Raw genomic sequence first — 24,255 nt, forward strand, 5'->3', positions numbered from 1 at the left:
ATGAGATACGGAGTATCGTGGTTTCGTCAGAGAGCTTTTTAACAATTTCAGGAGAGTTTAGTTGGCTACCACCGCAGATTTTAAAAACGGTCTAGTTATCAAGCACGACAATAAGCTTCAGCAGATCGTGGAGTTCCAGCACGTCAAGCCAGGTAAGGGTCCGGCATTCGTCCGCACCAAGCTGAAGGACGTTCTGACCGGCAAGGTTGTTGACAAGACTTTCAACGCTGGCGTCAAGATTGAGACTGCTACCGTCGACCGTCGCGACATGACGTACCTGTACCACGACGGTGAAGGATACGTCTTCATGGACGACAAGACCTACGACCAGATTTCCATCCTGGACGCTCAGATGCCGGAGGGTGCTAAGTTCCTGCTTCCGGAAACCACCTGCCAGGTGTCCTTCCATGAGGGCAACGTTCTTTTCGCTGAAATGCCTGTTTCGGTTGAACTGAAGGTTGAGCAGACCGACCCGGGTCTGCAGGGCGACCGCTCCACCGGTGGCACCAAGCCGGCAACTTTGGAGACTGGCGCTGAGATTCAGGTGCCGCTGTTCATCGAAACCGGCGACGTACTGAAGGTCGACACCCGTGACGGCTCCTACCTGTCCCGCGTCAACCACTAATTCCCTCATCTAGTTCACCCTTTTGTTGAGAGCGATACATACACATCCATGACTGAAAAGGATCACAAGTCCGTCGAGACCCCGGATGCGCAGGAGTCCGCGAAAGTTCGCGAACCTAACTACAAGCGCCACGGCGCGCGCTACCGTGCGCGCCGTCGTGCGGTAGATCTGCTATTTGAGGCCGAGCAGCGAGGCGTCGACGTCGTCAAGCTTCTTGAAGAGCGGCTGGAAATGGTCCGTAATCCCGATCTGGATGTGAATCCAATTGCGGAGTACACCGAGCAGATCGTGCGCGGTGTAGCTGCGGAAATTATCGGTATCGACTCGACGATTTCTTCGTACCTGACGGAGGAGTGGCCGCTGCGTCGCCTACCGGCAGTCGACCGTGCTATCTTGCGTCTTTCCACCTGGGAGCTGTTCTACAACTCCGACGTGCCTCCGCGTGTGGCCGTGGTGGAAGGCGTTGAGCTGGCATCGGAATACTCCACTGATGTGGCGGCACCGTACATCAACGCAGTTCTCGATGCCGAGGCCAAGATTGCCGACCAGGCACGCCTGGCAGCAGCAGCTGTTAGCACTTCGGTGGGCGAGTCCCAGTTCGACGAGGCTATTCAGGCACAGGCTGCTGCAAATGAGGAAGCTGACAAGGCACTGGCTGACTCCGATGAGATGGCTAAGATTACCGGCCTGGACATGAGCGATATTGCCAAGCTGGTGGCTGAAGACGTGGCTAAGAGCGAGAACGGGTCCTAGCCAATCAAAGCGGCCGGGCTCACTGCGAGCCGATCACAGTCGGTTCTCGCGGATTGTCTGAAACTCCAAGTCCCTTTTTTGGGGGCTTGGAGTTTTGTTGCATTTAGAAGCAATTTAAGTGTGAGTGCTATTCTGGTCAGCGGAAGTTTGCACCGCGCCCGTAGTTGCGAGTCATGCAAACTGATAATCAAATATCCACAATCAAGACATCCTTTAACGGACCGCACTGAGAGGCGGGGAAGGAGGTCACGATGAGCGAAGGAACGCCGCAAACAACCGAGCTGCTCAATGCAGACGAAGTTGCACGTACCATCGCGCGCATCGCGCACCAAATTATTGAAAAAACTGCGCTGGATAGCCCAAATGCTGGGCGCGTAGTTCTCCTCGGTATTCCATCTGGTGGCGTACCGCTGGCGGAGAAGCTAGCCGATTTGATTGAACAGTTCTCCGGCATTCGCCCGGAAACTGGATCGCTTGATATCACCCTGTACAGGGATGACTTGCGCAAGGGCCCGCACCGCGCCCTGCAGCCCACGAACATTCCAAACTCCGGAATCGACGGCACCACCGTTGTTCTCGTAGACGATGTCCTCTTCTCAGGTCGCACAATTCGTGCCGCACTCGACGCTATTGCTGACATCGGTCGCCCGCGAGTAATTCAGCTTGCAGTGCTGGTTGATCGTGGTCATCGTCAACTACCAATTCGCGCCGATTACGTCGGTAAGAATCTGCCAACTTCCCGCGACGAAGACGTCGATGTGCTGGTAGAGGCACTTGACGGCCGTGACGCGGTTATTCTCACCCGGGCGGAGGAACAGTGAAACACCTGATTAGCATTGCGGATTTGACCAAGGATGAAATTGTCGGCCTGATGGATGAGGCTGATCGTTTCAAGGAGGTCATCCGCGGTCGGGAAATTAAGAAGCTGCCGACCCTGCGCGGCCGCACTATTTACAACCTCTTTTACGAGAATTCCACGCGTACCCGCTCTTCTTTTGAGACTGCGGGTAAGTGGATGAGCGCCGATGTTATTAATATCTCGGCTTCCTCTTCCTCTGTGAAGAAAGGCGAAAGTCTGAAAGACACCGCGCTGACTTTGGATGCTATCGGCGGCGATGCCATCGTCGTTAGGCACCCATCGTCGGGCGCGGCACAGCTGATCGCCAAGTGGACTGAGGAATTTGGCAACGGCCCATCGATCATCAACGCGGGTGACGGAAAGCACCAGCACCCGACGCAGGCTCTCCTGGACGCGGTGACGTTGCGTCAGCGCCTCGGTGGAATTGAGGGGCGCAAGGTCGTCATCGTTGGCGATATTTTGCACTCTCGCGTCGCTCGCTCTAACGCCGATCTGCTAAGCAAGCTCGGCGCCGAGGTCGTCTTCGTCGCGCCACCGACGCTGCTGCCGTTTGGCATCGAGACCTGGCCGGTGCGTGTTGCCTACCGCATGGAAGACGAGATCCGCGATGCTGATGCCGTGATGATGCTCCGCGTTCAGCAGGAGCGCATGAACGGAGGCTTCTTCCCATCCCATCGCGAATACGCCACTCGCTACGGGCTGTCGAAGGCTCGCGAGAAGATGCTTCGCGACGACTGCATTGTGATGCACCCAGGCCCGATGCTTCGTGGCATGGAAATTAACGATGCCGTCGCTGATCTGCCGCGCACTGCCGTGCTGCAGCAGGTAGCCAACGGTGTCCACGTCCGTATGGCAGTTCTTTTCACACTGCTGACCTCAGGTGTTTCCGCCAACTTGGAAGGACAGGCATAAATGTCGAATCGCAATGAGTATGACGAAGCCTCGTACCCCGAGGTAGGACCGCTGGCAGCGTCCGCGAGGGGACAGCTGCTGCTGAAGGGTGTGCGTCCCTACGGTGAAGGCGAAGATGTCGACGTCTTGATCGAAGATGGCGTTATCGCTGAGATTGGTGAAAATCTCACGGCCGAGGACGGGGTAGAGGTCCTGGAGTTCGACTCCCTCGTTCTCTTGCCAGGCCTGGTTGACATCCATGTGCACCTGCGCGAGCCGGGCCGTGAAGATACGGAAACCCTGGCCACTGGTTCCGCCGCCGCAGCACGCGGTGGTTTCACCGCAGTGTTCACTATGGCCAATACCGCGCCGGTAACCGATGACCCCTCGATTGCTGAGTCGGTGTGGCTCAAGGGCCAGGCGCTGAACCTCTGCGACGTTCACCCGGTCGGATCCATTACTAAGGGGCTGAAGGGCGAGACGCTGACTGAGTTCGGCATGATGGCAGACTCGCAGGCGAAGGTACGCATGTTCTCCGATGACGGTAAGTGCGTTGATAATCCGCTGATTATGCGCCGCGCGATTGAATACGCCCGCGGCGAAGACGTATTGCTGGCGCAGCACTGCGAAGATCCGCGTCTGACCGCAGATGCATCGGCTCACGAAGGTCCGACCGCCGCACGACTCGGCCTGACCGGGTGGCCGCGCGTAGCTGAGGAGTCCATCGTGGCCCGAGATGCCATTATGGCTCGCGACTACGGCGGACGCATGCACATCTGCCACGCTTCCACCGAAGGTACGGTTGAGCTGGTCAAGTGGGCAAAGGAGCATGATATTCCGCTGACCGCCGAGGTTACCCCGCATCACCTGATTCTCACCGATGAGAAGTTGGAGACCTACGACGGCGTCTACCGCGTCAATCCGCCGCTGCGTGAGCAGCGCGACACCCTGGCTCTGCGTCAGGCTCTGATTGACGGGATCATTGACTGTGTCGCTACCGACCACGCTCCGCACGGCTCTGAAGAAAAGTGCTGCGAGTTCGAGCACGCTAAGCCCGGCATGCTTGGTCTGGAGACCTCGATGCCAATCATCGCCGAAGAATTCGTTTTGAAGGGCGATTGTGATTGGCGCTGGCTGGCCAAGGTCATGAGTGAGCGTCCCGCTCAAATCGTGAAGCTACCGGGGCACGGCCGTCCGATTGCTGTCGGTGAGCCTGCCAACCTGACCGTTGTTGACCCGGGCAAGAAGTGGACGGTCCGCGGCGAAGACCTGGCGTCGAAGTCCGAGAACACTCCTTATGAGGAAATGGAGATGGCCGTGTCCGTGGCAGCTACCGTGCTGCGCGGTAAGGTGACCGCTCTTAACGGAGAGGTCGCTGGATAATATTCATGTCAACGCATAAAAATTCACATGCGTCCCGTATGATTAATGTAAATTCCTCGCACGCTACCCAACTGAAAGGCAATAACGTGAGCAACGAGTCGCAGGCCGCGGCCGCTACAGCGGCAGTCCTGGTATTGGCAGATGGCCGAGTGTTCCGCGGACGCGGTTTCGGCGCCACCGGTACAACCCTGGGTGAGGCAGTTTTTACCACCGCTATGACGGGCTACCAGGAAACCCTGACGGACCCGTCCTACCACCGCCAGCTGATTGTGGCTACCGCACCACAGATCGGCAACACCGGTTGGAACGATGAGGACTACGAGTCCCGCGGAAACAAGATTTGGGCAGCTGGCTTTATTATCCGCGATTTGTCGCGCATTCCCTCCAACTGGCGCTCGGAGCGCAGCTTGGAAGATGAACTGAAGGCACAGGGCATCATCGGTATCCGCCAGATTGATACCCGCGCGCTGGTTCGCCATTTGCGCGACAATGGCTCGATTGCCGCTGGTATTTTCTCCGGTGAGGACGCACAGCAGCCCGTCGATAAGCTGGTGGAAATCGTTCGCGCTCAGCCTGCGATGAAGGGCGCGGATCTGGCTCGCGAGGTCAGCACCGATGAGGCCTATGTCGTGGAACCGCAGGGGGAGAAGAAGGCACGTGTTGTGGCCTACGACCTGGGCATCAAGTCCAACACCCCGCGTGAGCTGGCTAAGCGTGGCCTGGAAGTCGTAGTTGTTCCGGCGAACACTCCGTACGAAGATATTAAGAAGGAATACCAGCCGGACGGTGTCTTCTTGTCCAACGGCCCGGGTGACCCGGCAACTGCTGATGAGATGGTTGCGGTCGCCAAGGCTGCCCTCGATGACGGCATGCCGCTATTCGGTATCTGCTTCGGTAACCAGATTCTTGGTCGCGCACTCGGCCTGAATACCTACAAGCTGGTCTTCGGTCACCGCGGCGTCAATGTTCCGGTGAAGGACCACCGCACTGGCCGTATTTTTATCACCGCTCAGAACCACGGTTTCGCACTTGAAGGCAAGGCCGGCGAGAGTTTCGATACCCCGTGGGGCGAGGCAGAGGTTACGCACACCTGCCTTAACGACGACGTCGTGGAAGGTGTCGCACTGAAGAACGGCATGGCCTTTTCTGTGCAGTACCACCCGGAGTCCGCAGCCGGCCCGCACGATGCGCACTCTCTCTTTGATGACTTCCTGGCGCTGATCCAGAAGGTCGATTTCAACAAGTCCGCAACCGGAAACTCGAACAAGTAGGAAAGGGCTAAGGGACCTAACACCATGCCACGTCGTACAGACATCAACCACGTACTGGTTATCGGCTCCGGCCCGATTGTTATCGGTCAGGCCTGCGAGTTCGACTACTCCGGCACCCAGGCTTGCCGCGTGCTGCGCGAAGAGGGCCTGAGAGTCACGCTGGTCAACTCCAACCCGGCAACGATTATGACTGACCCGGAGTTCGCAGACTCCACCTATATCGAGCCGATTGAAACCAAGTACATCGAAAAGATTCTGGCCAAGGAAGCTGCAGAGGGCAACCCGATTGACGCTGTCCTGGCAACTCTCGGTGGCCAGACTGCACTGAACGCAGCTATTCAGCTGGACCGCGAGGGCATTCTGGAGAAGTACAATGTCGAGCTGATTGGTGCTGATATTCCGGCCATTCAGCGCGGTGAGGATCGCCAGATGTTCAAGGACATCGTCGCCAAGATTGGTGGCGAATCCGCTCGTTCCCGCGTCTGCCACAACATGGAAGAAGTCCATGAGACTGTTGCAGAGCTCGGTCTTCCGGTCGTTGTTCGCCCTTCGTTCACCATGGGCGGTCTGGGTTCCGGTCTGGCCTTCAACCAGGAAGACCTCGACCGTATTGCAGGTGGCGGCCTGGCCGCATCGCCCGAGGCCAATGTTCTGATCGAGGAGTCCATCCTCGGCTGGAAGGAATTTGAGCTCGAGCTCATGCGCGATGGCGACGACAACGTCGTCGTGGTCTGCTCCATTGAAAACGTTGATGCCCTCGGTGTCCACACTGGTGACTCGGTGACTGTCGCCCCGTCGATGACTCTGACCGACCGCGAGTTCCAGACCATGCGTGACCAAGGCATCGCAATTCTGCGTGAGGTCGGCGTTGACACCGGTGGCTGTAACATCCAGTTCGCCATCAACCCGAATGACGGCCGCATCATCACCATTGAGATGAACCCGCGTGTCTCCCGCTCGTCGGCGCTTGCTTCCAAGGCAACTGGTTTCCCGATTGCAAAGATTGCTGCCAAGCTGGCTATCGGCTACACCCTCGATGAGATCACCAACGACATCACCGGTGAAACCCCGGCAGCGTTTGAGCCGGTGCAGGACTACGTGATTGTCAAGGCTCCACGCTTTGCTTTCGAGAAGTTCCCAGGTGCTGACGATACGCTGACCACCACCATGAAGTCCGTCGGTGAGGCCATGGCTATCGGCCGTAACTACATCGGCGCGCTCGGTAAGGTCATGCGTTCGCTGGAGAACAAGCCAGCTGGTTTCTGGACTGTTCCGGATGAGGACTTCGCAGGTGAGCGCGCAAACGATGTCAACGCTGTCCTTGAGGATCTGAAGCGTCCGACTGAAGGTCGCATCTACGACGTTGAGCTGGCTCAGCGTCTGGGTGCTTCCATCGAGCAGATCCACGAAGCTTCCGGCCTGGATCCGTGGTTTATCGCCGAGATGGAAAACCTGCAGGATATCCGCAAGGAGCTTATCGACGCTCCGGTGCTGACCTCCGACCTGCTGCGTGAGGCTAAGTACTGGGGACTGTCCGACGCCCAGATTGCTGCGCTGCGTCCGGAATTGGCCGGGGAAGACGGCGTGCGCGAGCTGCGCTGGCGCCTGAACATCCACCCCGTATTCAAGACTGTCGATACCTGCTCCGCCGAGTTCGAAGCACAGACTCCGTACCACTACTCGGCATACGAGCTGGACCCGGCTGCTGAGTCCGAGGTCGCCCCGCAGACCGAGAAGGAAAAGGTCATCATCCTCGGTTCCGGTCCTAACCGCATCGGCCAGGGTATTGAGTTCGACTACTCCTGTGTCCACGCGGCGCTCGAGCTCTCCCGGGTTGGGTACGAGACCGTCATGGTCAACTGCAACCCGGAAACGGTTTCCACCGACTACGACACCGCAGATCGCCTCTACTTCGAGCCATTGACCTTCGAGGATGTCCTCGAGGTCTACCACGCTGAGAGCCAGTCCGGAAAGGTCGCAGGCGTCATTGTTCAGCTCGGTGGCCAGACTCCGCTGGGCCTGGCGGAGCGTCTGCAGGCCGCAGGCGTTCCGATTGTCGGCACTAGCCCAGAGGCAATCGACCTGGCTGAGGACCGCGGTGAGTTCGGCAAGGTGCTGGCTGAGGCGAAGCTGCCGGCGCCGGAGTTCGGTACCGCCACCTCCTTCGCAGAAGCTCGCCAGGTTGCCGCTGGTATCGGTTACCCGGTGCTGGTCCGTCCGTCCTACGTCCTCGGCGGCCGTGGCATGGAAATCGTCTACGATGAGGCCACTCTGGAGGACTACATCAACCGCGCTACCGAGCTGTCCAATGAGCACCCGGTACTGGTTGACCGCTTCCTGGACAGCGCCATCGAGATTGATGTTGATGCACTGTGTGATGGGGAAGAGGTCTACCTCGGCGGCGTTATGGAGCACATTGAGGAAGCCGGTATTCACTCCGGCGACTCCGCGTGTGCGCTGCCTCCGATGACTCTGTCTGCAGGCATCATCGACAAGGTGCGTGAATCCACCAAGGCACTGGCACACGGCATCGGTGTCAAGGGCCTGATGAACGTTCAGTACGCACTCAAGGACGAGACGCTCTACGTCATCGAGGCCAACCCGCGTGCATCTCGTACCGTACCGTTTGTCTCCAAGGCAACCTCAGTTCCGCTGGCTAAGGCCGCGTCCCGCGTCATGATGGGCGCTACTATCGCGGAACTGCGCGAAGAGGGCATGATTCCGTCCAACTTCGACGGTGGCTCTCTGCCTGCTGACGCTCCGATTGCGGTTAAGGAAGCCGTCCTGCCGTTCAACCGCTTCCGCGACTTCGAGGGCCGCGCTCTCGACAGCCTGCTGAGCCCGGAGATGAAGTCCACCGGTGAAGTCATGGGCTTGGCAGACAACTTTGGTGCCGCTTTCGCCAAGGGCGAGCTGGCCGGTTTCGGTGAGCTGCCGACCGAGGGCACGATCTTCGTCTCGCTGGCCAACCGCGATAAGCGCACTCTGGTCTTCCCGATCCTCACGCTGGCGGATATGGGCTTCCGCATCCTGGCAACGGAGGGTACGGCCGGTATGCTGCGCCGCAACGGTGTTGAGTGTGAGGTCGTCGCAAAGCGTACGACTGATTCCGATGCGCCGACGGACGAGCGCGACATCGTCGACATGATTCGCGACGGTGAGGTTGACATCATTATCAACACCCCGTCCGGTTCTGCTGGCGCACGCTCTGACGGATATGAGATTCGCGCTGCTGCTGTGAGCCAGGGCGTAACTTGTGTGACCACCGCTCAGGGGGCCGTCGCCGCACTGCAGGGCATTCTGGCACTGCGCAACGGTGAGATGAGCGTTAAGGCTCTGCAGGAACTCCACCCGGCAGAGTTGGCTGCTCAGGAGCAGGCCTAACATGACCGCGAAGGCTGAAGGTTCCGCAGTGCGGACAGTCAAAGGTTTCGGCGATCGCCTCAGCGAGGTTGTCGCCGAGCGCGGTCGGCTCTGCGTGGGCATCGACCCGCACCCGGGGCTGCTGGATGCCTGGCAGTTGCCGCATTCGGCTGACGGTCTAGAGCGTTTTGCCGCCACATGCGTCGAGGCGTTCGGTGACATCGTTGCCGTCGTCAAGCCCCAGGTGGCGTTCTTCGAAGCCTACGGTTCCAAGGGCTTTGCCGTCCTGGAGCGGACGTTGGCGGATCTGAAGGACGCCGGTGCGCTGTCGATTGCAGATGCCAAGCGGGGCGATATCGGTTCGACGATGGCTGCATACGCTGATGCCTGGCTGTCGGATAGCTCGCCGCTAGCCGCCGACGCACTGACGGTATCTCCGTACCTTGGGTTCGGTGCTCTTGATCCGGCGTTTTCGTTGGCGTTGGAGAACGGACGCGGCCTGTTCGTGCTGGCCGCAACGTCCAATCCGGAAGGTGCGTCCGTACAGAAGGCGACGGTTTCGGGTGAGAGTCTGGCTCAGACCATGGTCAACCAGGCAGCCGCTATTAATGCCCGCCAGATTGACGCTGGTGCAAAGGCGGGCAGCATCGGCGTTGTTGTTGGCGCAACGCTTGACGACGCCCCGGTGCTCAGTGACCTGCGTGGTCCCATTCTCATGCCCGGTGTGGGAGCTCAGGGTGGAACCCCGGCCGATGTAGATCGTCTGGCAGGGGAATCCAAGGGGCTTGCACTGCCAAATATTTCGCGTGCAATTCTCTCCGCTGGGCCTGATCCTGCTGCGCTGCGGCGCGCAACTATTGAAGCTGCGGCTCCGTTCCTATCCGAGAGTTAGCAGCGAATCGACAATTTGGCAGAGGCCCGCAGGGCGCACCTCATAGAACAGGTGCCCCTGCGGGCTTCTTCCGTACCTAGCTGCCGAGATTTTCCTAATGAGCCTCAGGTGGCGGCGGAGTAGGTATAGGCAAGTTACTGTGACGATTCCTGGGAGATTTCGTACAAAAACCGTGGTCAATTTCCATTCTCCTGGGCAAACGGTGCTACAATCGCCGGAGTTGGTTGACCACGACCGAAAGGTGGGGCGGATAAAGCCCTGGTGTCATTTTTATCGACACCCCGTCAGCATTTGCCTCAACAACCGGTAAGTGCGGTACGGTCTCCAATCGTTAAGCACGGTGTCGTTGCCTGCCCTTGGTGGACGCGAGGCTCGTGCAAGTAAATAAGAAACTAACCAATCTATTTTTACGGAGGAACACGTGGCCCTTCCGCAGTTGACCCCGGAGCAGCGTGCAGCAGCACTCGAGAAGGCAGCTCAGGCCCGCAAGGTACGCGCAGAGCTCAAGGACAAGCTGAAGCGTGGCGCTATCGACCTGCCAGAGGTTCTCAAGCAGGCTGACGAGAACGAGATCATCGGCAAGATGAAGGTCTCCGCTCTGCTCGAGGCTCTGCCGAAGGTCGGCAAGGTCAAGGCACAGGACATCATGAATGACCTGGAGATTGCTCAGACCCGCCGCCTGCGTGGCCTGGGTGACCGTCAGCGTCGCGCTCTGCTGGAGCGCTTCGGCTACGCAGTGGAGGACTAGTCGCAGTGGCCGGGAATGAAAACGGTCAGCTGGTAGTCCTTGCCGGCCCTGCCGGTGTGGGAAAATCCACTGTTGTCAGTCGGCTCCGTGCCGAGGTTCCCGGACTGTACTTCAGCGTTTCCATGACCACCCGCGCCGCACGGCCGGGTGAGGTCGATGGCCGCGACTATTTCTTCGTGACCCCGGAGAAGTTCCAACAGCATATTGATGCAGGAGAGATGCTCGAGTGGGCTGAAATCCACGGTGGTCTGCAGCGTTCTGGAACGCCGCGTGGCCCGGTGGATAAAGCTCTCGCCGAGGGACGTCCGGTACTCGTTGAGGTGGATCTGGCGGGAGCCCGCTCCATCCGTAAGGTAGCGCCGAATGCTCACCTGCTGTTCTTGGCTCCGCCAAGCTGGGAGATTCTCGTCAGCAGGCTCACTGGTCGTGGCACGGAAACCGAGGCGCAAGTCAAGCGTCGCCTGGAAACCGCGCGAGTGGAAATGGATGCTCAGCACGAATTCGATGAGGTTGTTGTCAACGACAATGTCGATGATGCTGTGGCGGCCATCGCTCAGGCGCTGACTACTGGCAAGTAACAGGGCGACTCCACATCATCGATAGTAGAAATCGTTTCCAAGCAATGGTGTTTCTATTGCTCCGACGGTTTCTATTGTCACCCCAGTAACTCACGTTCTATTGAGGAAAGATTTCTCGTGACCCAGGAAAATCCCGCCACCGAGGCAGTGTTCGACCCGCCAATTGGTATTACCAATCCGCCGATCGATGAGCTGCTTGGTAAGGCTTCTTCGAAGTACGCTCTGGCTATCTTCGCTGCCAAGCGTGCACGCCAGATTAATGACTACTACCAGCAGATTGACGAAGGCATGCTGGAGTACGTTGGCCCGCTGGTTACTCCGGGGGTCGCTGAGAAGCCTCTGTCCATCGCTCTTCGTGAAATCAACGCTGGTCTGCTGGACCACACTGAGGGCTAGAGCATTTCCTTAAGGGGAGATATCTGTATGCATGCCGCCGGTAATGCTGACGTATCCGAATGTTTAAAGGTTGTCGTCGGGGTTGCCGGCGGCATCGCTGCATATAAGGCCGCACACGTTGTTCGTGGCTTCAAGGAACTCGGTCACGATGTTCGCGTCGTTCCCACCGAGTCCGCATTGAATTTTGTAGGTGCGGCTACTTTCGAGGCGCTGTCGGGGAACCCGGTGTCGACTACGGTTTTTGACGCAGTCGATGAAGTTCAGCATGTCCGCGTGGGGCAGGAGGCCGACCTCGTCGTCGTGGTTCCCGCGACTGCCGACTTTATGGCGCGTGCCGCACACGGGCGTGCCGACGACCTTCTCACCGCAACTTTGCTTGTGGCGACCTGCCCGGTGGTTCTGGCTCCTGCCATGCACACTGAGATGTGGAACCATCCAGCTACGCGCGATAATGTCGCGATTCTTCGTCGCCATGGCACTATTGTCCTCGATCCGGCCCATGGCCGTTTGACTGGTAAGGACACTGGTCCAGGTCGTCTGCCGGAGCCAGAGCAGATAGTTTCGCTGGCATTAGCGGCAGTCGAGAATCCGCGCCACTTCCGCCGCGACTTCGAGGGCGTGCGCTTCATGATTACTGCCGGTGGCACCCGTGAGGCTATCGACCCGGTACGTTTTATCGGCAACCACTCCTCAGGGCGTCAGGGCTTCGCGCTAGCTGAGATGGCAGCACAGCGTGGCGCTCAGGTCACTGTGGTGGCAGGACATACAGATCAGTTGCCGACACCGCTGGGCGCGAATGTTGTAAAGGTTGATTCCACTTTGGAGATGGCCAAGGCCGCCCACGAACACTCCAAGTTGGCCGATGTCTGCATTTTTGCCGCTGCCGTCGCCGACTTCCGTCCGGCATCGACCGCTGGGGCCAAGATGAAGAAGGGCGTCGCAGACGACGCTTTGAGCAACATCCAGCTCGTAGAAAACCCTGACATTCTGGCTACCACTGTGGAGCGGCGTAAAGCGGGCGAGATTCCGGCAACCACGACGATGGTGGGCTTTGCGGCTGAGACCGGCGACGAGACGACGACGCCACTCGAGCTTGCGAAGCAGAAAATTGTGCGCAAGGGCTGCGATTTGCTCATGTGTAACGACGTCTCAGGTGGGCAAACTTTCGGTGCGACGGACAATGTCGGATGGTTGTTGTCTCTCGATGGCGAGCAGTGGGACGTGCCGCGGGGCTCAAAATTCTCGGTGGCCGGTTCGATTTTGGATGCAGTTTCCGAGCTGCGACAGGAACCTCAGCCAGCGGAGTAGCGGAGGCCTACTACGGCGACTGAACCGCTTGGTCTATAATTATCGAATCAAACGAAAACCCACGCCGCAGCGACACCGCAGGCGTGGGGAAATGATCTAGAAGAAAGTTGTACTGCTCGTGGCCTCTAATCTTCGGCTGTTTTCCAGTGAATCTGTTACCGAGGGGCACCCAGATAAGATTTGCGACTCGATTTCGGACTCCATCCTTGACGCTATGCTCGCGCAGGATTCTGCATCGATGGTCGCCGTTGAGACTGTGGTGACTACCGGTTTAGTCCATGTTGTTGGCGAAGTTCGCACGAAGAGCTACGTTGACATCCCCGGTATTGTCCGGAGTCGACTGAAGGAGATCGGTTTCGATTCTTCTGAAAAGGGCTTTGACGGCAAGACCTGCGGCGTCTCCGTTTCGATCGGTGAGCAGTCCTCAGATATTCACGACGGTGTGCACACTTCTCTGGAAGCACGCAGCTCTGATGGCGAAGTCGAAGCAGAAGATCTCAAGGGCGCTGGCGACCAGGGGCTGATGTTCGGCTACGCTACCAACGAAACTCCGGAGTACATGCCGCTACCGATTGCGCTGGCACACCGCCTGGCTCGCCGCTTGACGCAGGTACGCAAGGAAGGCATCGTCCCATCGCTTCGACCGGATGGTAAGACTCAGGTCACCTTCGCTTACGACGAAGACAATAACCCGGTGTACTTGGACACTGTTGTGGTGTCCACGCAGCACGACCCGGATGTGACCCAGGAGTGGATTACCGAGCAGATTAAGACTCACGTAGTCGATTGGGTGCTCGACGACGCTAACTTGCGCGAGCGCTTTGTTACCGATGAATTGAAGCTGCTGGTCAACCCGTCTGGCCAATTTATTATCGGTGGGCCGATGGGCGATGCCGGCCTGACCGGCCGCAAGATTATCGTCGACACTTATGGCGGTATGGCTCGTCACGGTGGCGGCGCATTCTCGGGTAAGGACCCGTCAAAGGTGGACCGCTCCGGCGCTTATGCCACCCGTTGGGTTGCGAAGAATGCCGTGGCTGCGGGTCTGGCTGACCGCCTGGAGATTCAGGTCGCCTACGCTATCGGCCGCGCTCGCCCGGTAGGCCTTTACGTCGACTCTTTCGGCACCGGTCACGTTTCGGACGACGCCATCCGCGAGGCTATCAACAAGGTCTTCGACCTTCGTCCGGCCGCTATTATTCGTGACCTGGACTTGCTGCGCCCGATTTATGCGCAGACCTCCACCTACGGTCACTTCGGCCGAACTGACTTGGACCTGCCGTGGGAGCAACTCAACCGTGTTGAAGAGCTCCGCGCAGCCGCTGGCCTGGGATAAACACCACCCGCCAGCATGACCCTGGGGTGGGGAAGTAGAGTAAGACTCTATGACCGACGCCCCTTTCGCACCCGCCGCCGCAGCTGAGAAGCTGCCTGTCGCGCGGGTGCTTCCACTTTTGGGGCTGCCGCAGTTGGATCGCCCCTTCGATTACCTGGTTCCGCGCGCGCTAGCGGAGGAAGCGGTTGTCGGTTGCCGGGTGCGGATTCGATTCCACGGCCAATTGGTCAATGCGCTGGTGCTGGAGCGCTGTGCCACGCCCACTCACGACGGCAAACTGTCCTATCTCAAGGATGTCATCAGCACTGAGGTTGTCTATCCGCCACAGCTTCGACGGTTGGTGGATTCTCTGGCGGAGTATTACGGCGCAACACGCTCAAACATCATTCGATCCGCCATCCCAACCCGTCATGCACGGGCCGAACGTGCCCGCAAGGAGAAGATGCCCCCAACGTGGGAGGAATTGGGAAAGCTTGCCACCGAGGATCCGGACCTTTCCGCGTGGGGCAACTATGTCTTCGGCGAATCCTTTGTCGATTCCGTCCGCAAGGGCGCCCCGGCACGCGCAGCGTGGCAGCCAGTTCCAGGGGAACAGGTGGCAGCCATGCTCGCCGCGCTCAGCGTTTTGGTCGCCCGCGATGGTGGCGGTGTTCTCATCATTGTGCCGGACGCACGCACGCAGGCACGCTTCGAGAGCGCTTTTCGCGAGCTCATTTCTGCCCGTCAGCTCACTCTTCTCGGGGCTGGTCTCGGTCCCGAGTCCCGCTATCGCCGCTACCTGGATATCCTGCACGGCCAGGGGCGCATAGTCGTCGGAACGCGCTCGGCAGCGTACGCCCCAGTGCAGAATCTGCGTTTAGCAGTGATTGTCGATGATGGCGATGACAACCTCGTAGACCCCCGCGCACCCTACGTCCACTCTCGCGAGGTGCTGGTCACGCGAAGTGCGCAGGAGGGATGCGCTCTTATTTTTGCATCGTATAGCCGTACAGCAGAGGTGCAGCTGCTGGTCTCCTCAGGTTGGGCGCACAATCTGGTTGCAGGCGCCGACGCCCTAGCTGAATCCATGCCGGAGATGATTGCCTCCACGGACACTTCCGAAGACCCGGATGACGTCAGTAGGGGACGCCTTCCTGCCATCGCTTTTCGACGGGCAAAAGCCGCGCTGCGCGAAGAGCTTCCGATTCTGGTCCAGGTACCCCGCAAGGGATATGTACCGACATTGTCGTGTCGTTCCTGTGGTGCTCCTGCGCGCTGTCGCTGGTGTAACGGTCCACTGGGAATTCCACCGTCCGATAACCCGGACGATCCGGCGCCGCCGACCTGTCGGTGGTGTGGCCGCATCGACATCCACCACCGTTGCCATAGCTGCGGTTCCACCAAGATTCGGCCAGTCGTGGTCGGCAGTGAACGTACGGCGGAAGAGTTTGGTCGTATTTTCAGTCCATTCCCAGTCGTCGCTTCCTCTGGCGAACGGATTGTTGACGACATTCCCGAAGGCCCGAGGGTCGTGGTGGCCACGCCGGGAGCCGAGCCTTATGCGCCGGAGGGCTACGGTGCAGTGATGCTGCTGGACACTTGGGCGATGCTCGGCCGGCAGGACTTGCGCGCTCATGAAGAGGCCTATGCGCATTGGTCTCGAGCTGTCACGCTTGCGCGACCGCGGGAGCGAGGAGGGGCAGTGGTTATCGATGCGGATGCTGCAGTCCCGACTGTGGCCGATCTTCTGGCATGGGACGCGGTAGGCGCTGCGAACAGGGAATTGGCCGACCGTACAGCCGCCACTCTGCCTCCGGCCTTTCACGTGGCAGCGGTGGACGGGACTGAAGAGGGCCTGCGTAACTTCATGGAGTCCCTGGAGGTTCCATCGGGCGCGGAAATCCTGGGGCCGGTAGACCTTCCCCGCAACGCCAGACCACCAGCAGGCGTGGAACCGGGTACACCTATTCAGCGGATGTTGGTGCGCTGTGACCGTCGGCAAGCACGGGCGGTGGGAGCGGCGTTGAAGGCAGCACAGGTCGTTCGAGCGACCAGGAAGGACCCGACGCCGGTGCGCGTTGTCGTCGATCCGATTAATTTCGGCTAGCTGCTAAAATGAGCGCGTTATCGCTTGATTCACACCAGTTTTCTTGGAGGCTCTAAGTTCATGGCAGTTCGTGAGGTACGTCTTTTCGGCGATCCGGTGTTGCTGTCCAAGGCGGATACCGTCACTGATTTCGACGCGACGCTGTCGCACCTGATTGATGACATGTTCGACACGATGGACGAGCAACAGGGCGTCGGGCTCGCGGCAAACCAGGTCGGCGTGCTGCAGCGCGTTTTCGTCTACGACTGCAACGGCACCCGCGGGCACATCGTCAATCCGGAATGGGAAGCCATCGGCGACGAGACTGTCCACGAAATCGAAGGATGCCTATCTATCCCGGGTATTAATGGACCCGTGACTCGACACGCACGTGTGCGCGTTACTGGCCAGGATCGCCACGGCACACCGGTGAGCTTCGAAGCTGATGATTTGCTGGCTCGCTGTGTGCAGCATGAAAGCGACCACCTGGATGGTGTGCTGTTTTTGAAGCGTCTCGAGGGCGACGAGCGCAAGACCGCGATGCGTTCTCTGCGTGAGCAGGACTGGTTCCTCAACCGCGGTTAACTCACCTGCGCCTAGACCCCTGGGTGTGGCGCCCCGAGTTTCATCACTAGATTAACTAGAACAACTAGGTCCACCAGGAAGGAATCCACTTACTGTGCGCCTGATTTTTGCCGGAACCCCGGAACCTGCTGTCGTTGCACTGAAGAAGTTGCTCGAAGACTCCCGTCATGAAATCGTCGCTGTTCTCACTCGCCCCGATGCCCGCCGTGGCCGCGGTAAGTCGCTTTCGCCCTCGCCGGTGAAGGCTCTGGCCTTGGAACACGACATTCCCGTGCTCACCCCGACGACCCTGCGCGATGAAGAGATCCAGCAGCAGATCCGCGAATTAAACGCCGACTGCATCCCGGTGGTCGCCTACGGCAATCTCGTGCCGGAGGAATTGCTCGATGTACCGACGCACGGCTGGGTCAATCTGCATTTCTCACTGCTTCCTGTTTGGCGAGGTGCCGCGCCGGTGCAGGCAGCTATCGCTGCCGGCGATGAAGTCACGGGTGCCAGTACTTTCCGGATTGAAAAGGGTCTGGATACCGGACCAGTTTTCGGTACCGTCACCGAAGCGATTCGCCCGACCGATAATGCCGACGACCTTTTGACCCGCCTGGCATACTCCGGCGCGGATCTTCTAGCCGCCACCATGGACGGCATCGAAGCCGGTGCGTTGCGTCCGACCGCTCAGCCAGAACAGGATGTCAGTTACGCCGCTAAGTTCGGGCCGGAGGATGCCCGAATCGTTTGGACTCAGCCGCGACATCTTCTTGACCGCCGCGCTCGTGCATTCACGCCTGCCCCAGGTGCGTGGACAACTCTCGACGGCGCACGTTTGAAGGTCGGAGAGCTCACCCCGCTTTCCGACGAGGACAGCGCCGCGGTCGACGAGGTGCGAAAGGCAGCTGCTCCGGAGGCGGCAGCCGCCACACCGGGTGAGTTGGTAGTGGAGAAGCACCGAGTATCTGTGCGTTGTGCCGATGGCTATGTGCAGCTGGTGAAGGTGCAGCCACAGGGTAAGAAGATGATGGATGCGTCCGACTGGGCGCGAGGTAGCCAACCCGGCGGAAAGGTCTGCGAGTAAATGGGCAACGACAAACCCCGCCACACCGGTGGCGGACGGCAGCGCGGCAACCGCAGCGGACAGAACCGCAATGACCGCAACCGTAACCGTGACAACAGAGGTGGGGACAATCGCGGTGGCATTGACCAACCGCGCAAGGTCGCACTGAAGGTACTAGCCGACGTTCGCGAGAATGATGCTTACGCGAACCTGCTGCTGCCCAGGTTGCTGAAGGCACACAAGCTCAAGGGTCGGGATGCTGCTTTTGCAACTGAGCTGACGTACGGCACACTGCGGGCGGAAGGCCTGTTGGATGCCGTGATTGAGGCATCGTCGTCACGCCCGTTAAACGATATTGCTGGACCGGTGATGGATGTGTTGCGCCTGGGCACGTACCAGCTGCTGCGTACGCGCGTCGATGCCTACGCGGCGGTCGATACCTCGGTGCGGGCGGTGGCGAAGGTAGCGGGACCTGGTGCGCGCGGCTTTGTCAATGCCATTTTGAGGAAAGTTTCCTCGAAGACCGAAGGCGAATGGGTGGCTGAGGTCGCGCCGGATCCTGCGACCGATCCGATTAGCTACGTAGCGATGAAGCATGCCCACCCGCGCTGGATTGCGATGGAGTTTGCCCGCGCACTCGGTGCACAAGCCGGTGAGCTGCAGCAGGCACTCGCTGCCGACGATGCGCGCCCGTTGGTGCACTTGGTCGCTCGTCCGGGCGAGATTACTGCTGAGGAATTGGCACTGATCACCGGCGGTGAAGAGGGACCGTGGTCGCCGTACTGCGTGCGCTTGGATTCCGGTGCCCCAGGAGAATTGGAGCCGGTCCGACAGGGCTTGGCTGCGGTGCAGGACGAGGGTTCTCAGCTCATTGCGCGTGCCGTCACCATGGCACCCGTTGCCGGTGAAGACAGCGGCCGCTGGTTAGATTTGTGTTCCGGCCCCGGTGGTAAGTCAGCTTTCATCGGCGGCATCGCAGCTATTGAGGGCGCGAAGCTCGACGCTGTTGAGGTATCTGCGACTCGCGCAGAACTGGTGAAGAAGGCCACGGCCGGGCTGCCAGTGACTGTAACCGTTGCGGATGGTCGCGATACCGGGCTGGAGGCAGGCTTTGACCGCATTTTGGTAGACGCGCCGTGCTCTGGTTTGGGCTCGCTTCGCCGTCGCCCGGAAGCGCGCTGGCGGAAGTCGCCGTCCGATCTGAACTCCTTGACTGCGCTGCAGTTTGAACTGCTCAGTGAAGCTGTGCGTCTGGCACGGCCGGGTGGCATCATCGTCTATTCCACGTGTTCTCCGCATCTGCGGGAAACCAGGGGCATTGTCGATAGGGCAGTGACGGAATTGCCGGTGACGGAGCTGAATGCACACGAGTTGGTAGCGCCGATGACTGATGTCGGACCGTATCCATCTGTGCAGATGTGGCCACACCGCCACGGTACCGATGCGATGTTCTTCTCAGTTTTGCGCAAGAACGACTAGGCTCAGAGGTTATGAGCGCACCAATTATTGCCCCGTCCATTCTCGCTGCTGACTTCGCTCGCCTCGACCGCGAGGTTGAGGCTGTAGCCAATGCAGATTGGCTGCATATCGACGTCATGGATGGCCACTTCGTTCCCAACCTGTCCTTCGGCGCTCCGGTGCTGGAGGCCGTAGCTGCGGTGACGGACAAGTACTTGGATGTCCATCTCATGATTGAGAACCCGGAGAAGTGGGTCGACACCTACATTAAGGCGGGGGCGAGCTCCGTTATTTTCCATGTGGAAGCCGTCGACGATGCCATCGCACTGGCACGCCACATTCGTTCCCAGGGCGTGAAGGCCGGGTTCTCGCTGCGCCCGGGTACCCCAATTGAGCCGTGGCTGGATTACCTCGCCGAATTCGACGAGGTGCTGGTCATGAGTGTCGAACCCGGTTTCGGGGGCCAGTCCTTTATGCCGGATCAGCTAACCAAGGTCGAGAAGCTGCGTCAGCGCATTGATGCCGAAGGTCTGGATACTCTGATCGAGATTGACGGTGGTATCTCCGCCAAGACCATCGAATCCGCTGCCGCCGCCGGTTGCGACGCCTTCGTTGCAGGGTCGGCCGTTTTCGGCGCTGATGATCGTGCGGCGGCTGTCGATGAGCTGCGCGCATTGGCCACTACTGCTGCAACTAAGTAGACGGCGGTGAAGCACGGTGGCACAGTTTCCGGATCTCGTCTCCGCACAGCCGCTGACTGACGCTCAAGCTATGGCATTGGCCATAGAAGCCGGCCAGCGAGTTCGGGGCACCACCTATCCCAATCCACCGATTGGTTGCGTCATCCTCGATACCGCAGGGATTGCGGTAGGAGTGGCCGGAACTGAGCCGGTAGGTGGCCGACACGCAGAGCCACAAGCATTAGAAATGGCGGGGGCACGAGCTCAGGGCGGTACTGCAGTGGTCACACTAGAGCCGTGCAATCATATCGGCCGTACACCACCGTGCACCGAGGCACTTGCGGCAGCCGGAGTTTCCCGCGTCATATTTGCGGTCGCCGATCCTAATCCCGTGGCCGCTGGCGGCAGCGAGTGGTTGCGATACAAGGGAATCGACGTGGTCGAGGAGTTCCAACGCAATCGTGTGGCGGATGGCTATCTGCGTCCATGGTTACACTGGCAGCGCACTCGGCGCCCACACATCACGCTGAAGACGGCGGGCACGCTGGATGGTTTCGCCGCCGCTACCGACCGCACCTCGCAGTGGATTACGGGGGAGCAGGCGCGGGCACGGGTACATATCGATCGTGCACGTCGGCAAGCGATTGTCGTCGGAACGGGAACAGTGCTCGCTGACAATCCGCGATTGACCGCGCGCACACCAGACGGCGAGGAGCTGTCAACGCAACCCCTGCGCATCGCGATCGGCACCTCGGAGGTCGCCGCCGATGCGAATATCCGCGGCGATAACTTCCGCCACATTCGCACTCACGATGTGGAAGTGGCGCTGGAGACAATGGCGGATATGGGACTTATTGACGTGCTGGTAGAAGGCGGCCCACGGCTCGCCAGCGCTTTCTTAGAAGCCGATGCTGTCGACGCGATTGAGTCTTACATTGCCCCGGCGTTTCTCGGAGCTGGTCTGCCGGTGACATCGGCCAACCATGAGACCACCATCACTGACATCTCGCGCTTTCGTACCGTCGCGGTCGAGACTCTGGGAGATGACATTTTGATTACGGCTCTCCGCAGTGGCAAAGATCGCGGGTAGACCGGCTAGAGTTAATTTTGTAAAAATCTTTCAATTTATAACAAACGGTAAAGGATTTTCCTGACCACTATGTTTACGGGAATTGTTGAGGAACTCGGCGAAATTCGCGAAATCCACCGCGAAGCCGATTCCATTACTCTGACCATTCGCGCGACCACCGTGCTTGACGACGTGCACCACGGTGATTCCATTGCTGTCAATGGCGTTTGTTTGACCGTCGTGGAGTTTGGCGATGATTTCTTTACCGCTGATCTCATGCAAGAGACTCTGGTTAGGTCGAGCCTCGGCCAAGTTGAGGTCGGCTCCAAGGTCAACCTCGAACGTGCAACCGCAGTCGGTCAACGCCTTGGCGGCCATATCGTGCAGGGACATGTCGATGGCACCGGCGAGGTTATTTCGCGCACGCCAGGGGAGCGCTGGGAAGTAGTGCGGATTTCGCTGCCGGAGCATCTCTCCAAGTATGTCGTGGAAAAGGGCTCAATTGCCGTGGATGGTACTTCGTTGACCGTCTCTGCAGTAGGCGAGGGGTTCTTTGAAGTCAGCCTGATACCGACGACGCTGACGGACTCCGTTATTGGTTCGACCGCGGTAGGCACCAAGGTCAATTTGGAAGTCGATGTGCTAGCCAAGTACGTCGAGAAAATGTTGGAAAGATAAGCTACAAGACTGTGATTAAGTTCGATTCTGTAGAGCGGGCCATTGCGGACATCGCAGCCGGTAAGGCCGTGGTCGTCGTCGACGATGAAGATCGTGAGAACGAGGGCGACATCATCTTCGCCGCCGAGAAGGCAACGCCTGAACTTGTTGCCTTTATGGTTCGCTATTCCTCTGGTTACATCTGCGCGCCGCTGACCGCCGAGGACTGCGAGCGTCTGAATCTGCCACCGATGGTGTCAGAGAATGAGGATGCCCGCGGTACCGCATACACAGTGACCGTGGATGCCAACACCGGTACGACCGGTATTTCCGCCACAGATCGTGCGAACACCATTCGTACTCTCGCTGACCCCACGTCGAGCCCGCACGATTTCACCCGACCAGGACACGTGGTCCCGTTGCGAGCTCGCGATGGTGGCGTCCTCGTCCGTGCCGGCCACACCGAGGCTGCGGTCGATCTCGCCCGCCTGGCAGGGCTCCGTCCTGCCGGCGTGCTGTGTGAGGTTGTCTCCGAGGAAGACCCGACCGGTATGGCGCGCGCGGAGGAACTGCGTCGCTTCTGCGACAAGCACGATTTAGCGCTGATCTCCATTGAGCAGCTGATCGAATACCGTCGCCACAACGAGCACTTGATTGAACGCGTTGTCGAAACCAAGCTGCCGACCGACTACGGCGAGTTCCGTGCCATTGGGTACCGGAGCCTTATCGACGGTGTTGAGCATGTCGCTCTCGTTGTGGGGGATGTGTCTTCCAACGATGGTCAGGACGTCCTCGTGCGTGTGCACTCCGAATGCCTCACTGGCGACGCACTGGGATCTCGCCGCTGCGACTGCGGTCAGCAGCTGCACAACTCCATGCGCATGGTTCACGAAGCGGGGCGTGGCGTCATCCTCTACATGCGCGGTCACGAAGGCCGAGGCATTGGTCTGATGCCGAAGCTGCAGGCCTACCATCTGCAAGATGAAGGCGCTGACACCGTTGATGCCAATCTTGCGCTCGGTTTGCCGTCGGATGCCCGTGAGTACGGCACTGGTGCACAGATTCTGCAGGATCTTGGAGTCACCACTATGGCGCTGCTGACGAACAATCCGACCAAGCGTGCCGGCCTAGGTGGTTATGGACTGGAGATGAGCCGCCGGGTACCGGTGCCAGTTGAGGTCAACGAGGATAACTTGAAATACTTGTTGACAAAGCGCGAACGCATGGGCCATGAGCTCCCTTGGTTGGATGAGTACATGGAGACCCACGGCATTTCGACAGAAGGAGCACAGTAGATGAGTGGCGCAGGTCTTCCTGAAATTTCCGTTCCCGATTCCACTGGTGTGACCGTCGGTCTGGTCACCTCTCACTGGAACGAGGAGATTACTGGGCAGCTTCGTCGTGAAGCGCTGTCCCAGGCCGAGGAGGTCGGCGCTGTAGTCACGGATGTGACTGTCGTCGGTGCTCTGGAGATTCCGGTTGTGGTGCAACAGCTCGCGCGAACTCACGACGCCGTGGTGGCGCTGGGGTGCGTTATCCGCGGTGGTACGCCGCACTTCGACTATGTCTGCGACTCGGTGACTGAGGGCCTGACGCGGATCGCACTGGACTGTGAAACGCCAGTTGGCAATGGTGTGTTGACCTGCAACACTGAACAGCAAGCAATTGATCGTGCCGGCGGTGAGGGCGCCGCGGAGAATAAAGGTCGCGAGGCCATGGCCGCAGCGCTGCACACCGTCGCAGTGTTGAAGTCCCTTCGTGAAGGTGGAGCTGAGTAAGAATGGGTAACTCCGAACGCCACAGCAATTCGACTGCCGTCGACACCGGTAGCGAAGACAAATGGCTGTTGGAAATCACCTCGCAAAAGCTGCGTCTGTGGGCGATTATCGCTGCAGTTGTGGTTTTCGCTATCCATATCTTCATGGGTATCGTGGTGGACTTTGGTAACACCGGAGCTTCGGTGACCGCTATCGACCAGCTGGCTTTCCCAATGATTGGTTTGATCATCGCCGGGGTAATCCTGCTGCTGACTCGGGCTCGCGTTCGCGTAAATGCCAGGGGTGTGGAAGTCCGCAATCTACTCAATGCGAAGTTTTACCCGTGGGTCGATATCTACGGCCTGAGTTTTCCAAAGAAGTCCCGCTGGGCTCGCTTGGAGCTGCCTGACTTTGAGTTTGTGCCGATGCTCGCGATCCAGTCGGCCGACGGCAGCCGCGTCGTGGAAGACATCCGCCGGTTCCGTGAACTTGAAGACGAGTTCATGCCGGAGGACTAACCCAAGGACACGTTT

Annotated in this window: 22 protein-coding genes and 1 pseudogene; all 23 read left to right on the forward strand. The window is 59.2% G+C overall.

Annotated elements, in window-relative coordinates; genetic code table 11:
• The first annotated feature begins 61 nt into the window (after window positions 1–61).
• The 23 genes and pseudogenes from efp to HMPREF3053_RS06895 all read left to right on the forward strand — a co-directional run bounded on the left by efp (window position 62) and on the right by HMPREF3053_RS06895 (window position 24,240).
• A complete protein-coding gene (efp, locus tag HMPREF3053_RS06785; protein ID WP_016422706.1) occupies window positions 62–625 on the forward strand; it encodes an elongation factor P in 564 nt (187 codons plus the stop codon).
• A 48-nt stretch (window positions 626–673) separates the two neighbouring features.
• Window positions 674–1,195 (forward strand): annotated as a pseudogene (nusB, locus tag HMPREF3053_RS06790) (transcription antitermination factor NusB); the annotation flags it as partial.
• Between the two features lie 434 nt (window positions 1,196–1,629).
• Window positions 1,630–2,199, forward strand: coding sequence for a bifunctional pyr operon transcriptional regulator/uracil phosphoribosyltransferase PyrR (pyrR, locus tag HMPREF3053_RS06795; protein WP_016422708.1), 570 nt, complete (start codon window positions 1,630–1,632; stop codon window positions 2,197–2,199).
• Window positions 2,196–3,149 carry an aspartate carbamoyltransferase catalytic subunit gene (locus HMPREF3053_RS06800; protein ID WP_016422709.1) on the forward strand — a complete coding sequence of 318 codons (954 nt, stop codon included), beginning with the start codon at window positions 2,196–2,198 and terminating at the stop codon, window positions 3,147–3,149. The genes pyrR and HMPREF3053_RS06800 overlap by 4 nt, the downstream gene beginning before the upstream one ends.
• A complete protein-coding gene (locus HMPREF3053_RS06805; RefSeq protein ID WP_049193729.1) occupies window positions 3,150–4,511 on the forward strand; it encodes a dihydroorotase in 1,362 nt (453 codons plus the stop codon). It begins immediately after the preceding gene.
• A 38-nt stretch (window positions 4,512–4,549) separates the two neighbouring features.
• Window positions 4,550–5,782: a glutamine-hydrolyzing carbamoyl-phosphate synthase small subunit gene (carA, locus tag HMPREF3053_RS06810; protein WP_255465687.1), complete on the forward strand. Its 1,233-nt coding sequence runs from the start codon at window positions 4,550–4,552 to the stop codon at window positions 5,780–5,782.
• Between the two features lie 24 nt (window positions 5,783–5,806).
• On the forward strand, window positions 5,807–9,166 hold the full coding sequence (carB, locus tag HMPREF3053_RS06815; RefSeq protein WP_049193726.1) for a carbamoyl-phosphate synthase large subunit: 3,360 nt from the start codon (window positions 5,807–5,809) through the stop codon (window positions 9,164–9,166).
• Between the two features lies 1 nt (window position 9,167).
• The gene (gene pyrF, locus HMPREF3053_RS06820; RefSeq protein ID WP_070438379.1) at window positions 9,168–10,037 is read left to right on the forward strand and encodes an orotidine-5'-phosphate decarboxylase; all 870 of its coding nucleotides are present in this window, start codon (window positions 9,168–9,170) and stop codon (window positions 10,035–10,037) included.
• A gap of 421 nt (window positions 10,038–10,458) precedes the next feature.
• Window positions 10,459–10,785 carry an integration host factor, actinobacterial type gene (gene mihF, locus HMPREF3053_RS06825; RefSeq protein WP_016422714.1) on the forward strand — a complete coding sequence of 109 codons (327 nt, stop codon included), beginning with the start codon at window positions 10,459–10,461 and terminating at the stop codon, window positions 10,783–10,785.
• 5 nt (window positions 10,786–10,790) lie between these two features.
• Window positions 10,791–11,363 (forward strand): guanylate kinase, encoded by a 573-nt coding sequence (gmk, locus tag HMPREF3053_RS06830; protein ID WP_070438382.1) that lies wholly within the window; start codon window positions 10,791–10,793, stop codon window positions 11,361–11,363.
• 117 nt (window positions 11,364–11,480) lie between these two features.
• Complete coding sequence (rpoZ, locus tag HMPREF3053_RS06835) at window positions 11,481–11,759, forward strand: DNA-directed RNA polymerase subunit omega (protein ID WP_070767469.1); 279 nt, start codon at window positions 11,481–11,483, stop codon at window positions 11,757–11,759.
• Between the two features lie 27 nt (window positions 11,760–11,786).
• Entirely contained in the window at window positions 11,787–13,067 is a 1,281-nt protein-coding gene (gene coaBC / locus HMPREF3053_RS06840; protein WP_070547083.1) for a bifunctional phosphopantothenoylcysteine decarboxylase/phosphopantothenate--cysteine ligase CoaBC, read from the forward strand.
• A 118-nt stretch (window positions 13,068–13,185) separates the two neighbouring features.
• Window positions 13,186–14,403, forward strand: a complete 1,218-nt coding sequence (metK, locus tag HMPREF3053_RS06845) for a methionine adenosyltransferase (protein WP_016422717.1) — start codon at window positions 13,186–13,188, stop codon at window positions 14,401–14,403.
• Between the two features lie 49 nt (window positions 14,404–14,452).
• Window positions 14,453–16,489 carry a primosomal protein N' gene (locus tag HMPREF3053_RS06850; RefSeq protein WP_070767470.1) on the forward strand — a complete coding sequence of 679 codons (2,037 nt, stop codon included), beginning with the start codon at window positions 14,453–14,455 and terminating at the stop codon, window positions 16,487–16,489.
• Window positions 16,490–16,549: 60 nt separating this feature from the next.
• The gene (def, locus tag HMPREF3053_RS06855; protein WP_016422719.1) at window positions 16,550–17,053 is read left to right on the forward strand and encodes a peptide deformylase; all 504 of its coding nucleotides are present in this window, start codon (window positions 16,550–16,552) and stop codon (window positions 17,051–17,053) included.
• A 94-nt stretch (window positions 17,054–17,147) separates the two neighbouring features.
• Window positions 17,148–18,122 carry a methionyl-tRNA formyltransferase gene (gene fmt, locus HMPREF3053_RS06860; RefSeq protein ID WP_070767471.1) on the forward strand — a complete coding sequence of 325 codons (975 nt, stop codon included), beginning with the start codon at window positions 17,148–17,150 and terminating at the stop codon, window positions 18,120–18,122.
• A complete protein-coding gene (locus HMPREF3053_RS06865) occupies window positions 18,123–19,580 on the forward strand; it encodes an RsmB/NOP family class I SAM-dependent RNA methyltransferase (protein ID WP_016422721.1) in 1,458 nt (485 codons plus the stop codon).
• 11 nt (window positions 19,581–19,591) lie between these two features.
• Window positions 19,592–20,260 carry a ribulose-phosphate 3-epimerase gene (rpe, locus tag HMPREF3053_RS06870; protein ID WP_070767472.1) on the forward strand — a complete coding sequence of 223 codons (669 nt, stop codon included), beginning with the start codon at window positions 19,592–19,594 and terminating at the stop codon, window positions 20,258–20,260.
• Between the two features lie 16 nt (window positions 20,261–20,276).
• On the forward strand, window positions 20,277–21,329 hold the full coding sequence (gene ribD / locus HMPREF3053_RS06875; RefSeq protein ID WP_016422723.1) for a bifunctional diaminohydroxyphosphoribosylaminopyrimidine deaminase/5-amino-6-(5-phosphoribosylamino)uracil reductase RibD: 1,053 nt from the start codon (window positions 20,277–20,279) through the stop codon (window positions 21,327–21,329).
• A gap of 69 nt (window positions 21,330–21,398) precedes the next feature.
• Window positions 21,399–21,986, forward strand: a complete 588-nt coding sequence (locus tag HMPREF3053_RS06880) for a riboflavin synthase (RefSeq protein ID WP_048731872.1) — start codon at window positions 21,399–21,401, stop codon at window positions 21,984–21,986.
• Window positions 21,987–21,997: 11 nt separating this feature from the next.
• A complete protein-coding gene (locus HMPREF3053_RS06885) occupies window positions 21,998–23,260 on the forward strand; it encodes a bifunctional 3,4-dihydroxy-2-butanone-4-phosphate synthase/GTP cyclohydrolase II (protein WP_016422725.1) in 1,263 nt (420 codons plus the stop codon).
• The gene (gene ribH / locus HMPREF3053_RS06890; protein ID WP_016422726.1) at window positions 23,261–23,743 is read left to right on the forward strand and encodes a 6,7-dimethyl-8-ribityllumazine synthase; all 483 of its coding nucleotides are present in this window, start codon (window positions 23,261–23,263) and stop codon (window positions 23,741–23,743) included.
• A 2-nt stretch (window positions 23,744–23,745) separates the two neighbouring features.
• Window positions 23,746–24,240: a PH domain-containing protein gene (locus HMPREF3053_RS06895; RefSeq protein ID WP_016422727.1), complete on the forward strand. Its 495-nt coding sequence runs from the start codon at window positions 23,746–23,748 to the stop codon at window positions 24,238–24,240.
• Window positions 24,241–24,255 lie beyond the last annotated feature (15 nt).

The sequence above is a fragment of the Corynebacterium sp. HMSC064E07 genome (assembly GCF_001815745.1).
GTDB lineage: Bacteria > Actinomycetota > Actinomycetes > Mycobacteriales > Mycobacteriaceae > Corynebacterium > Corynebacterium jeikeium_D.

What these genes read in the sequence shown, in the direction of transcription:
- pyrR (WP_016422708.1), top strand. Translation starts at nt 1,630, where the DNA reads ATGAGCGAAGGAACGCCGCAAACAACCGAGCTGCTCAATGCAGACGAA.
- def (WP_016422719.1), top strand. Translation starts at nt 16,550, where the DNA reads ATGGCAGTTCGTGAGGTACGTCTTTTCGGCGATCCGGTGTTGCTGTCC.
- HMPREF3053_RS06850 (WP_070767470.1), top strand. Translation starts at nt 14,453, where the DNA reads ATGACCGACGCCCCTTTCGCACCCGCCGCCGCAGCTGAGAAGCTGCCT.
- ribH (WP_016422726.1), top strand. Translation starts at nt 23,261, where the DNA reads ATGAGTGGCGCAGGTCTTCCTGAAATTTCCGTTCCCGATTCCACTGGT.
- pyrF (WP_070438379.1), top strand. Translation starts at nt 9,168, where the DNA reads ATGACCGCGAAGGCTGAAGGTTCCGCAGTGCGGACAGTCAAAGGTTTC.
- HMPREF3053_RS06805 (WP_049193729.1), top strand. Translation starts at nt 3,150, where the DNA reads ATGTCGAATCGCAATGAGTATGACGAAGCCTCGTACCCCGAGGTAGGA.
- carA (WP_255465687.1), top strand. Translation starts at nt 4,550, where the DNA reads ATGATTAATGTAAATTCCTCGCACGCTACCCAACTGAAAGGCAATAAC.
- HMPREF3053_RS06880 (WP_048731872.1), top strand. Translation starts at nt 21,399, where the DNA reads ATGTTTACGGGAATTGTTGAGGAACTCGGCGAAATTCGCGAAATCCAC.
- coaBC (WP_070547083.1), top strand. Translation starts at nt 11,787, where the DNA reads ATGCATGCCGCCGGTAATGCTGACGTATCCGAATGTTTAAAGGTTGTC.
- rpe (WP_070767472.1), top strand. Translation starts at nt 19,592, where the DNA reads ATGAGCGCACCAATTATTGCCCCGTCCATTCTCGCTGCTGACTTCGCT.
- HMPREF3053_RS06895 (WP_016422727.1), top strand. Translation starts at nt 23,746, where the DNA reads ATGGGTAACTCCGAACGCCACAGCAATTCGACTGCCGTCGACACCGGT.
- HMPREF3053_RS06865 (WP_016422721.1), top strand. Translation starts at nt 18,123, where the DNA reads ATGGGCAACGACAAACCCCGCCACACCGGTGGCGGACGGCAGCGCGGC.
- carB (WP_049193726.1), top strand. Translation starts at nt 5,807, where the DNA reads ATGCCACGTCGTACAGACATCAACCACGTACTGGTTATCGGCTCCGGC.